General features: G+C 70.6%; 11 protein-coding genes and 2 tRNA genes. 6 read left to right on the forward strand and 7 right to left on the reverse strand.

The window, feature by feature from the left end:
• A partial coding sequence (locus JWQ91_RS13130) for a hypothetical protein (RefSeq protein WP_297784839.1) occupies positions 1 to 228 on the forward strand: 228 nt, incomplete at its 5' end.
• Positions 229 to 506: 278 nt separating this feature from the next.
• Here the strand turns inward: JWQ91_RS13130 and JWQ91_RS13135 are convergent.
• Positions 507 to 593: transfer RNA gene (locus tag JWQ91_RS13135), tRNA-Ser, on the reverse strand.
• A 550-nt stretch (positions 594 to 1,143) separates the two neighbouring features.
• Here JWQ91_RS13135 and JWQ91_RS13140 point away from each other — a divergent pair.
• On the forward strand, positions 1,144 to 3,306 hold the full coding sequence (locus JWQ91_RS13140) for a M1 family aminopeptidase (RefSeq protein ID WP_297784842.1): 2,163 nt from the start codon (positions 1,144 to 1,146) through the stop codon (positions 3,304 to 3,306).
• A 3-nt stretch (positions 3,307 to 3,309) separates the two neighbouring features.
• On the opposite strand, the gene JWQ91_RS13145 is transcribed toward JWQ91_RS13140, so the two are convergent.
• The 4 genes from JWQ91_RS13145 to JWQ91_RS13160 form a co-directional block, all read right to left on the reverse strand.
• Complete coding sequence (locus JWQ91_RS13145) at positions 3,310 to 3,729, reverse strand: hypothetical protein (RefSeq protein WP_297784846.1); 420 nt, start codon at positions 3,727 to 3,729, stop codon at positions 3,310 to 3,312.
• 1 nt (position 3,730) lies between these two features.
• A tRNA-Ser gene (locus JWQ91_RS13150) sits at positions 3,731 to 3,819 on the reverse strand.
• Positions 3,820 to 3,861: 42 nt separating this feature from the next.
• Positions 3,862 to 4,917: a hypothetical protein gene (locus JWQ91_RS13155; RefSeq protein WP_297784849.1), complete on the reverse strand. Its 1,056-nt coding sequence runs from the start codon at positions 4,915 to 4,917 to the stop codon at positions 3,862 to 3,864.
• Positions 4,914 to 5,696, reverse strand: coding sequence for a carbon-nitrogen hydrolase family protein (locus JWQ91_RS13160; protein ID WP_297784851.1), 783 nt, complete (start codon positions 5,694 to 5,696; stop codon positions 4,914 to 4,916). The genes JWQ91_RS13155 and JWQ91_RS13160 overlap by 4 nt, the downstream gene beginning before the upstream one ends.
• 93 nt (positions 5,697 to 5,789) lie before the next feature.
• On the opposite strand from JWQ91_RS13160, the gene JWQ91_RS13165 reads away from it, so the two are divergent.
• The 4 genes from JWQ91_RS13165 (at position 5,790) to JWQ91_RS13180 (ending at position 9,111) form a co-directional block, all read left to right on the forward strand.
• Entirely contained in the window at positions 5,790 to 6,761 is a 972-nt protein-coding gene (locus JWQ91_RS13165; RefSeq protein WP_297784854.1) for an NAD(P)H-quinone oxidoreductase, read from the forward strand.
• Between the two features lie 36 nt (positions 6,762 to 6,797).
• Positions 6,798 to 7,298 carry a bacterial proteasome activator family protein gene (locus JWQ91_RS13170; protein ID WP_297784857.1) on the forward strand — a complete coding sequence of 167 codons (501 nt, stop codon included), beginning with the start codon at positions 6,798 to 6,800 and terminating at the stop codon, positions 7,296 to 7,298.
• A 71-nt stretch (positions 7,299 to 7,369) separates the two neighbouring features.
• Complete coding sequence (locus JWQ91_RS13175) at positions 7,370 to 7,933, forward strand: WhiB family transcriptional regulator (RefSeq protein WP_297784860.1); 564 nt, start codon at positions 7,370 to 7,372, stop codon at positions 7,931 to 7,933.
• 161 nt (positions 7,934 to 8,094) lie between these two features.
• Positions 8,095 to 9,111 (forward strand): DUF559 domain-containing protein, encoded by a 1,017-nt coding sequence (locus JWQ91_RS13180; protein ID WP_297784863.1) that lies wholly within the window; start codon positions 8,095 to 8,097, stop codon positions 9,109 to 9,111.
• On the opposite strand, the gene JWQ91_RS13185 is transcribed toward JWQ91_RS13180, so the two are convergent.
• Together JWQ91_RS13185 and serS are read right to left on the reverse strand one after the other, a co-directional pair.
• Positions 9,095 to 9,877 (reverse strand): HAD family hydrolase, encoded by a 783-nt coding sequence (locus JWQ91_RS13185; RefSeq protein WP_297784866.1) that lies wholly within the window; start codon positions 9,875 to 9,877, stop codon positions 9,095 to 9,097. The two genes, JWQ91_RS13180 and JWQ91_RS13185, sit on opposite strands and share 17 nt — an antisense overlap.
• Positions 9,874 to 10,919: serine--tRNA ligase (gene serS, locus JWQ91_RS13190; protein ID WP_297784869.1), on the reverse strand; the 1,046-nt coding region annotated here is incomplete at its 5' end. The genes serS and JWQ91_RS13185, both read right to left, overlap by 4 nt.

Below are 10,919 nucleotides of genomic sequence, written 5' to 3' on the forward strand. Positions count from 1 at the left end.
GCGAAGCAGTGGGTTGAGGCGATCCGTCGCCTCAATACGATCAGCGACTCGCTCGCCCGGACGTTGATCGATCTACACCGGGACTGCGGGTCGGGCGACGGCGTCTGCGATGACACCGAAGATCTTGACGACCGGCCGGCCAGACGTGCGGAGTGGGGCTGCGAGACGATCGGAACGATCGCGCAGCACTTCGCGATCGAGTACCCGTCTGAGATGGACGAGAACTAGCCGAGTTCTTGTCGTCGTAGTAACCGCTGTGCCTGAGCGGACGATGACGCGGGTCGATTCACTCCGGACGAGCCTTGGAGCTCGCGGCGAATCCACCGGGCGGTCAGCCCCACGCCGGACACTGGGTTACTGCCGACGACAAGTAGACGCTCAGCTCGCGGCGCTCCACGGTTTGCAGCGCCGCCTCACCACGGAGCGAGCTCCGCCCCTGGTCACCACGCACAAGGACCAGCCACGTTGCGTGACTGGTCCTGTGGACTTGCTCGTTGCGTTTGCGGCGGAGATGGCGAGATTTGAACTCGCGAGAGGTTTAAACCTCAACCCGCTTAGCAGGCGGGCGCACTAGGCCACTATGCGACATCTCCAGCGTTGCATTTTGTGCAACCGGAACAGGATAGCGACCTGACGCCGTGGGGGACTAATCGGGCTTCCCCCTCGGGGTTCTTCCCTTCTCCCCATTGTTCCATTTTCTCCTTCTCCTCCTCTCTCCTCCCCTCTCTTTCTCGGCTGGGCGCCGGGGCTGGCTCGCTCGGGGGGCGGGCCTCTTGCGGCGGCGTGCGGCCGTGGGGGTGGCTGCGGGCGTACCCGCTCCTGGCGCTGGGGGCCGGGCTCGTCGGGGTGGGTCCCGCGGCGGTGGCTCGGCCCGGTCTTCGGTCCCGCGGGCCGGGCTTCGGGCGGGCGCGTCGGCCGGGGGTTCCTGCTGGGCGCCGGGGCTCGTCGTCGGGTGGCGGGGGTGGCTGTGCGCGTCGGTGCGCGTCTGCGGGGTGGCCGGGGCATCCCGCACGAATCCGTCCCGGACCTGATCCGGGTCATCGTTCCCTTGTTGGATCCGGCGGCGCGTCACTACGCTCGGGCCAACGTCGTGGGGCTGACCCGGGGGGTCCGTGCCAGCTCAACCCCGGGTTGGAGTTCGAGATGTCGTGGATGCTGCGTGCCGTTGCCCTCACCGTGTTCCTCGCGCTGGTGCCCCTCGCGGCCCAGTCGCAGGAGTCGCCGCCGGCCGCCGCGGCGGCGGCCACCCAGGGCTCGGCCCGGTCCCCCTACACGCCGGGGGCGCCGGGGATCGGTGACTCCTACTATCCGTTGGACGGCAACGGCGGGTACGACGTCAGGCACTACCTGCTGGACCTGCGCTACCAGCCGGACACCGACAACCTCCGCGGCGACGCGACGATCCGGGCCCGGGCGACGCAGAACCTGTCGGCGTTCAACCTGGACTTCCGCGGCCTGACCATCCGGTCGATCCGGGTCGACGACCGGACCGCGACGTGGACCCGCTCCGGGGAGGAGCTGACCGTCACCCCCCGGCGCGGGCTGCGGAAGGGCACGCGGTTCACGGTCGAGATCCGCTACGACGGCACCCCCGCGGTGATCGAGGACCCCCAGCTCGGGACCTCGGGCTTCATCCACACCGACGACGGGGCGGTCGTCGCCGGCCAGCCCAAGGGTGCGTCCACCTGGTTCCCGGTCAACGACCATCCGCTGGACAAGGCGTCGTACACGTTCCGGGTCGCGGCCCCGCGCGATCTGCAGGTCGTGGCCAACGGCCACCTCGAGGGCCGCCGGACCCGGCACGGCCTGACGACCTGGGTCTGGGAGGCCCAGGCCCCCATGGCCTCCTACCTGAGCACCGTCGCGATCGGCCACTTCACCACGAAGTCCTACCGCAGGAACGGCATCCGCTTCGTCGACGCGATCGACTCGTCGCTGTTCGTCGGGCCCGAGCCGCGGACCGGCTCACGCTACGCCCTGTCCCAGGTCGGGGACCTGACCTACAAGCGGCTGCAGCGCACCATCACGGTGCCCGCGGCCGGCAACCAGGTGTCCTTCTGGGTCACCCGCGACACCGAGCCCGCGTGGGACTTCATGTTCGTCGAGGCGCACGCCGTCGGCTCCGACACGTGGACCACGCTGCCCGACCTCAACGGGCACACCAGCGACAGCACCGGCCGGGTCTGCCCCCTGTCCCTGCAGCTGCACCCGTTCCTGGCCCACTACGAGACCGACAACGGCGACGGGACCTGCTCCCCCACCGGGACGACCGGCAGCTGGAACGCCGCCAGCGGGGCCAGCGACGGCTACGAGCAGTGGGCCGTCGACCTGTCGGCGTACGCCGGGCAGGACGTCGAGGTCTCGATCTCGTACGCCAGCGACGACACCGTCCAGAAGACCGGCCTGTTCGTCGACGACATCACCGTGGCGGACGGGCCCGGCTCCACCTCGTTCGAGGACGACGGCGACACGTTCGACGGCTGGACCGTGCCGGGGGCCCCCGAGGGCAGCGCCGCCAACACCAACGACTGGATCGCCGGCACGACGGCCGACGCCCCGCCGACGGTCGGCGAGAACGCGGCCGCGGCCCTGGCCCGCGAGCCCGACGCGCTGACCTTCCTGGCCACGATCTTCGGCCGCTACCCGTTCAAGGACGCCGGCGGGATCGTCGACGACGTCGACCTCGACTTCGCCCTGGAGACCCAGACCCGGCCGGTCTACAGCCCCGGGTTCTTCGGCTCCGCCGCCGAGGACAACGACAGCGTCGTCGTCCACGAGCTCGCCCACCAGTGGGTCGGCGACAGCCTGGCCGTGGCCGACTGGCGCCACCTGTGGCTCAACGAGGGCTTCGCGACGTACGCCGAGTGGCTCTGGAGCCAGGACCAGGGCCGCGCCACGACGCAGGAGATCTTCGACTCCTGGGCCGCGATCCCCGACGACAGCTCCCCCACCAGTGACGACGGCTTCTGGGACCTCCAGGTCGGCGACCCCGGGCCCACGACCCTGTTCCAGCCCGTCTACGAACGCGGCGCCCTGACCCTGCACGCCCTGCGGGGCGTCGTCGGCGACGCGACGTTCTTCACGATCCTGCGCACCTGGACCCGGTCCCGCGCCGGCGACAACGTCACCACGCCGCAGTTCATCGCCCTGGCCGAGCGGCTGTCCGGTCGGGACCTGGACGCGTTCTTCACCGAGTGGCTGTTCACCGAGGGCCGGCCGGCCAGCCTGCCGCCCGCGGCGGCCGCGAAGTCGGCGGCGCCCACGGGCCTCCTGCCCCGGCTCCAGAAGCCGACCCTGCGGCGCTGAGGCCTAGTCCTTCTCGGGGTCGAACCGGCGGTAGCCGTGCGCGGTGTTGAGCCGCTGGTAGACGTCGCGGACCAGCTCGTCGGACCGGTCGCCGACCCGGGCCAGCATCAGCACGACGGTCTCGCCCGACGACGGGCGGACGTACAGCCGTGACCCGTCCCGGTCGACGTCCTCGACCCCGGCCCACGTGATGCCGACCGAGCTGCGGGACAGCGGGCCCCCCAGGCGTACGCCCTCGGGGTCGGTGCGGATCGCGATCGGGGGCCAGACCAGCAGGCGCAGGGCGCTGAGGGCCAGCAGGCCCACGAGGATGCCGATCGGCGGCCACACCCAGAAGGCGAGGGCCGCGGCGATGCCCGCGGCGATCAGGTGGAGCCCGATCGCGGGCAGGACATAGCGTCGGTCGAGTCGATAGTTCGTCAAGCAGAGGGGGCGGGATTCGAACCCGCGGCTGACATTTCTGCCAGCGAGCGCTTTCAAGGCGCTTCCGATCGGCCGCTCCGGCACCCCTCCTGGGTGGCAACGCCGGAGCGTTGCGCCACGACGATTATCGCATCACTTCAACGGGGCGAAGCGGGGAGGCTCGACGCGGACGACCTGCTCCATCGCCCGGTTGGCCCGGGAGGAGCGTTCCTTGAGCACGTAGTGCCGCAGCACGAGGCCCACGACGAGGCCCAGGATGCTGGAGTAGAGGGTCGACAGCGCGATGTACGACGGGAAGGCCCCGGGCGTCACCAGGGATGTCGTCAGCACCGCGGTGCCGATCACGGCGAACACCAGCACCCACCAGCCCTCGCGGCGCTTGGAGCGCAGCGAGACGCCCACGATGAGGGCCGGGAAGCCGATGAACACCTCGACGGGACGGGGGACGCCCTCGAAGTTCTGCCGCAGCCACACCACGACGTTGCTGAACAGGTCGACGAGGGTCTGCGAGCCGTGGGTGCGCACGAAGCTGCTGTAGGCCAGCAGGACCAGCAGCAGGGCCGCGGCCCCGGCCAGGACCGCGAAGTTCTGCCGGCCGAGGCCGTGCAGGCCGGCGCCGAGGTTCCACACCAGGGTGATCGCCAGGCCCAGGGCGACCGTGATGACGATGAGGTTGAACCGCTGGTAGTTGACCGGGGCGTTCCACGCCGCGACCGCGACGGTGCCGCTCAGCGCGACCACCAGCGCGAGGACGTACTCCGCGACCGCGCCGAGCAGCGTGCGGGCCGGCCGGGTCGCCATGACCGCCCAGACCGCGGCCAGCACCGCCGTGACGGCGGCGGCCGAGGCCAGCAGCAGGTTGGTCTCCAGCACGACGGCGGAGATCGCCAGGGCCGCCGTCATCGTCAGCCAGATGCGCATGTGGCCGCCGCCGCGGTGGATGATGCCGACGGCGAAGACGATCATCAGCAGGCCGGCCGCCGGGCGCTCGATCCAGGTGGGCGCGCCGATCGCGACGATCGAGGTGGCGGCGCCGGCCGTGCCGACCAGCCACAGGCCGATCATGACCGTGATGATGGCCCGGACCGTGGCCGGCGACTCGATCCGCGGCTCGCGGGTCGGGACGTCGTACTCGGGGGGCACCGAGGCGTCCAGACGTCGACGACCGCCCTTGACTGCTGAGCTCATGACGTCTGCCGGATCCTTCGGTTGGCGAGGGACGGGTTGATCTCCCGAGCACGGACCACCGCCGCGGGATCGAGCGTCGCGGTGACGATCGTGGGCGCGAGGTCCGCCTCGACCACGATAGAGCCCCACGGATCGGCAACCAAGGAATGGCCCGTGTAGCGGTCGCCACCCTGGCCGGCGGCGACGACGTGCACGGTGTTCTCGATCGCCCGGGCGACCAGCAGGGTCCGCCAGTGGTCGAGCTTGTGCGCGCCGGCGACCCAGGCGGCGGGGACCACGAACGCCTCGGCGCCCGCGTCGACCAGCGCCCGGCCCAGCTCGGGGAACCGCAGGTCGTAGCAGGTCATCAGCCCCACCCGGGTGCCCGCGACGTCGACCACCGCGGGGGTCGTGGGGCCGGCGGAGAGCCGGGCGGACTCCTGGTAGCCGAACGAGTCGTAGAGGTGGATCTTGCGGTACGTCGTCGCGATCGTCCCGTCCGGGCCGACCACGACGAGGGTGTTGAACGGCAGCGCGTCCGTACGCTCGAACATCCCCGCCACGAGCGTCGCGCCGAGCCGCCGGGCGTGCTCGGCGAGGAGCCGGACGAACGGCCCGTCGAGGTCCTCGGCGATCGCGGCGAGGTCGTGGTCGGCCGAGCCGAAGTCGTGCATCGCGGCCTCGGGCAGCACCACGAGGTCGGCGCTGCCGGGCTCGATCCGGGCCAGCTGGGCCGCGACGGCGTCCCGGTTGGTCGCCGAGTCGACGGTCGAGACGAGCTGGACGATGGCGACACGCATAGCGCCCAGTCTCTCAGGTCGGCCTGAGCGGCCGCTGAAAGGAACCCGACGTCCTGGCGTGGCCGGGGCGGGGGCGGGCGATACCGTGGAGGGATGCGCGCCGTCACAGCTCCCACTCCCGGCGGGGTCGATGCCCTCGTCGTCGAGGACCGCCCCACCCCCCAGCCCGCACCCGGTGAGGTCCTGATCCGGGTCACCGCCGCCGGCGTCAACCGCGCCGACCTGCTGCAGCGGCAGGGCCTCTACAACCCGCCGCCGGGCGGCACCGACATCCTGGGGCTCGAGTGCTCCGGCGACATCGTGTCGGTCGGCGAGGGCGTCACCGACCTGCAGCCGGGGGCGCACGTGTGCGCGCTGCTGACCGGCGGCGGCTACGCCGAGTACGTCAGCGTCCCGGCGGGACAGGTCGCGACGGTGCCGGTGGGGATCTCCCTGACCGACGCCGGCGGGATCATGGAGGTCGCCTGCACCGTGTGGTCCAACGTCTTCATGATGGGCAAGCTGCAGCACGGCGACACGCTGCTGGTCCACGGCGGCGCCAGCGGCATCGGGACGATGGCGATCCAGCTCGGCAAGGCGTTCGGGGCCCGGGTCATCGTGACGGTCGGCTCGGAGGAGAAGGCCGCGTTCTGCCGCGAGCTGGGCGCCGACGTGACGATCAACTACCGCGAGCAGGACTTCGCCGAGGCGATGAAGGAGTCCGGCGAGCAGGCCGACGTGATCCTGGACATCATGGGCGCGAAGTACCTCGCCGCCAACGTCTCGGTCCTCGCCACCGCCGGGCGCCTGGTCGTCATCGGGATGCAGGGCGGCACCAAGGCCGAGCTCAACCTCGGCGCGCTGCTGACCAAGCGGGCCGCCGTCATGGCCACCTCGCTGCGGGCCCGGCCCGTCGCCGAGAAGTCCGCGATCGTCTCGGCGATGGTCGCCCAGGTCTGGCCGCTCATCACCGACGGGACGGTGCGGCCGGTGATCCACGCGACGTACCCGCTGGAGGACGTCCGCCAGGCGCACCAGGTGCTCGAGGACTCCAGCCACTCCGGCAAGGTCCTGCTGACCGTTTGAGTCGCGGGTATGGGCCGCGTGTCTAGGGTGGGAGTCATGAGCGACGAGCAGCCCGAGACCATCGACGTGTCCGGCGAGACCATCCCCACCGCACAGCAGCCCACCGGGCTCGGCGACCTGGTGGAGCAGCCGGCCAAGGTCATGCGGATCGGCGGGATGATCCGCCACCTCCTGGAGGAGGTGAAGTCCGCCCCGCTCGACGACGCCAGCCGGTCGCGGCTGCGGGCGATCCACCAGCAGTCGATCAAGGAGCTCGAGGACGGGCTCGCGCCCGAGCTGATCGAGGAGCTGGAGCGGCTGAGCCTGCCGTTCGAGGACGAGACGTCCGACAGCGAGCTGCGGATCGCCCAGGCCCAGCTCGTGGGCTGGCTCGAGGGACTGTTCCACGGCATCCAGGCGGCGCTGTACGCCCAGCAGGTGCAGGCCCAGTCGCAGCTGCAGAACATGCGCCTGGCCCTACCGGGTCCAAATGACATCAAAGGTAACGATTCGGACACTTCTGGTGAAAGGGACCCTTCAGGGGGTATGTACCTCTAGCATTGACCTTGATGTGACGTGAGTCTCGGTGCAGGAGTGGCACCGGGGCTTCGAGTGGGAAGAGGGAGCCCATGACCATCTTGGTTGAAGCAACGAGCCCTCCGTGCGCCACGGCGACGGAGGTCTATCACGACGAGCTGCTGCACTCACCCCCTTCGCGGACCGACATCACCGCGGCGGAGTGGGAGATGCTGAGCGTCAAGCGCGCCGCGGCGCACCGGTCATGTGCCGGCTGCCCGCTCATGATCGACTGCCTCTATCGGGCGGTCGTCAAGGTCGACGTCTCCGGGTTCGTGGCCTGCACGACCGAGAGCGACCGGGCGTTCATCCGGCGCCAGCTCGGCATCGAGATCGACCAGGTCGGCACGACGACCTACGGTGCACCGCGGGTCGGCGGCGGCCCGGTCAGCCACGGGGCCGTCATGGCGGCCCGTCAGGCGTACCCCAAGGACACCTGCCACCAGCTCGCCGAGCGCCTCGGCTGCTCCACGTCGACGATCAAGCGCCACCTGCGCCGGGCCCGCGAGGCCAAGCGCGACGAGGCCACCGCGACCGGCGAGCCCGGCCCCCAGGTCCCCACGATCGACGCCGTCCTCGACTGCTTCGACCAGCTGGAGTCCAGCCAAGTCGCGTAAGCGCCAGCGCCAAGATGTCGGCATTTCTGGGTCATTTCCGGCGACGGAACGACCCGGAAGTGCCGACATCTGACTTTCCACATCTGTGACAACGCCTCCGGCTGTCCACAGGGCCGCCTTTACCCAGGACACGCGCCCCGTCGGGGGTGCACCGTGCAGAGATGCCACCACCTCTGCCGGCGTTCATGTGCCACCCCTTCACCCGGGACCAGGCGCTGGCAGCGGGATTCTCCGACACCGTGCTGCGGGGCAAGCGCTTCCGGCGCCTGTTCCGCGGCATCTACATCAGCGCCGCCGTCGGACTGCAGCACCGGCACTGGATGCTGGCCGCGGTGCTGGCGATGCCCGCTGGCTCGGTCGTCAGCCACGTCACGGCGATGCGCCTCTACGGCTTCGACATCGGCGCGGTCACGCCGTTCCACGTCTCGACCAGCTCGTCGACCCACACTCGGCACCCCGGGATCCGCCCTCACCAGCGCAAGCACGTGATCACTCCCTACGTGATGCAGGGCGTCCCGGTGACCGGCCCCGACCGCACCCTGATCGACATCGCCACCAAGGTCACCCTCGTCGAGCTCGTCCAGGCCACCGAGGTCATGCTCCACCGCCGGCACACGACGATGGACGCGCTCACGACCTTCGCGCTGACCCGACACCTCGACGGCGTACGCCGGGTGCGCCGCGTGCTGGGCCTCGTCCGGGAGAACGTCGAGTCCCCCATGGAGACGCTCGTCCGTCTGATGATCGTCTTCGCCCGACTGCCGGAGCCGAGGCCCAATCCGTTCATCCTCGACGAGCACGACAACATCCTCGCCAAGGGCGATCTCGTCTACGCGCAGTGGAAGATCCTGGTCGAGTACGACGGGTGGCAGCACGAGCGGGACGCCGACCAGCGCCAGAGCGACGTCGGCCGTCGGGAGCGACTCGAACGGAACGGGTGGCTGGTCATCGTCATCACCGTGGCGGACCTGAAGCACCCCCGCACCATCGTCCGCCGGGTCCACACGGCCCTGCTCGAGCGCGGATACGCCGGACCGGCGCCACGGTTCAGCCTGATGTGGGACACCTGGTTCGCCCCGAGGCCCCGACACGTCAAGATGTCGGCGGTTGCGGGTCAATCCCGAGCCCAGAACGACCCAGAAGTGCCGACACATTGGTGGGCTACAGGTACTTCTTGAGCTCTTCCACCAAGCCGTCCTCGGAGATGCTTCCGGTCACGGCGTCGGCGGCGTCCTTGAGGGCGTCGGGGCCGTGGCCCATCGCGACGCCGCGGCCGGCCCAGGTCAGCATCTCGAGGTCGTTGTTGCCGTCACCGACGGCCAGGACGTCGGCCCGGTCGATGCCGAGCCGGTCGGTCAGGTGCTCCAGGCCGGACGCCTTGGACACCCCGTCGGGGGCCAGGTCGAGCCAGGCGCTGTAGCCGATGAAGTAGTTGGTCCCGGTCAGCCCCAGGTCGTCGACGATCAAAGAGAACTCCTCCGCGGTGTGGTCGGTCGACCGGATCACGACCCGGGTCACCGGCTCGGCGATGAGGGAGTCGATGTGCTCGACGGTGAAGTTGCCGCTGACCTCGTCCTCGGGGAACGGCCGGTTGACCCGGAAGCCGACGCCGACCTCCTCGACCGCGACGATCGCGTCGGGGACATACTCCATGACCCGGCGCACGGCGTCGCTCGCGTCGAACGTCACGGCGTGCAGGATGTCGACCGGGTCGTACGCGAAGACGATCGCGCCGTTGCTGGCCACGGCGTAGCCCTCGGTGAAGCCGAGCTTGCCGGTCGTGTCCAGCACCCCGGGGATCGCCCGGCCGGTCGAGATCACGGTCTCGATGCCGGCGTCGCGGATCGCGCGCACGGCATCACGGACGGCCGCACTCATCTCGTTGCTGCCGTCGACGAGGGTCCCGTCGATGTCCAGGGCGACGAGCTTCGGCCGCCACGTCACGCGATCGGCCTCAGGACCTCGCCCAGCAGCGGGTGGAGCGCGGCCGGAAGGCGTACGGAGCCGTCGGCCTGCTGACCGTTCTCCAGCAGGGCGACGATCGTGCGGGTCATGGCGCACAGCGTGCCGTTGAGCGTCGCCGCCGGCGTCGTCCCCTCTGTGCCGCGGACCCGGATGTCGAGCCGGCGGCTCTGGAACTGGGTGCAGTTGGACGCCGAGGAGACCTCGCGGTACTTGCCCTGCGTCGGGATCCACGCCTCGCAGTCGAACTTGCGGATCGCCGACAGCCCCAGGTCGCCCGACGCGACGTCGATGACCCGGTAGGGCAGCTCGAGGGCGTCGAGCCACGCGCGCTCCCAGCCCAGGATCCGCTCGTGCTCCGCGGCGGCCTCCTCGACCGTCGTGTAGACGAACATCTCGACCTTGTCGAACCAGTGCACGCGGAAGATGCCCCGCGTGTCCTTGCCGTAGGAGCCGGCCTCGCGCCGGAAGCACGGGCTGAACGCCGCGTAGCGTCGCGGCAGCGACCCCGCGTCGAGGATCTCGTCGGAGTGGTAGGCCGCCATCGGCACCTCGGAGGTGCCGACGAGGTAGAGGTCCTCGCCCTCGATGCGGTAGACGTCGTCGGCCGCCTGGCCGAGGAACCCGGTGCCCTCCATCGCGCGCGGGCGGACGAGCGAGGGTGCCGCGGTCTGGATGAAGCCGGCGGCGCGGGCCTGGTCCATGGCCATGTTGACCAGCGCCAGCTGGAGCTGGGCACCGACACCGGTGAGGAAGTAGAAGCGCGAGCCCGACACCTTGGCGCCGCGCTCGAGGTCGAACGCGCCGAGCAGCTGGCCGAGCTCGACGTGGTCGCGCGGCTCGAAGTCGAACTCGCGCGGCGTGCCGACCTGCTCGATGACGGTGTAGTCGTCCTCGAGGCCGGCGGGGGCGGCGTCGTCCGCGATGTTCGGGATCGCCCGGATCGCCTCGTCCCAGGCGGCCTCGGCGACCGTGCGGGCTGCCTCGGCCTCCTTGACGCCGGCGGCGAGCTCCTTCACCTGCG

The sequence above is a fragment of the Aeromicrobium sp. genome (genome assembly GCF_025965075.1).
GTDB lineage: Bacteria > Actinomycetota > Actinomycetes > Propionibacteriales > Nocardioidaceae > Aeromicrobium.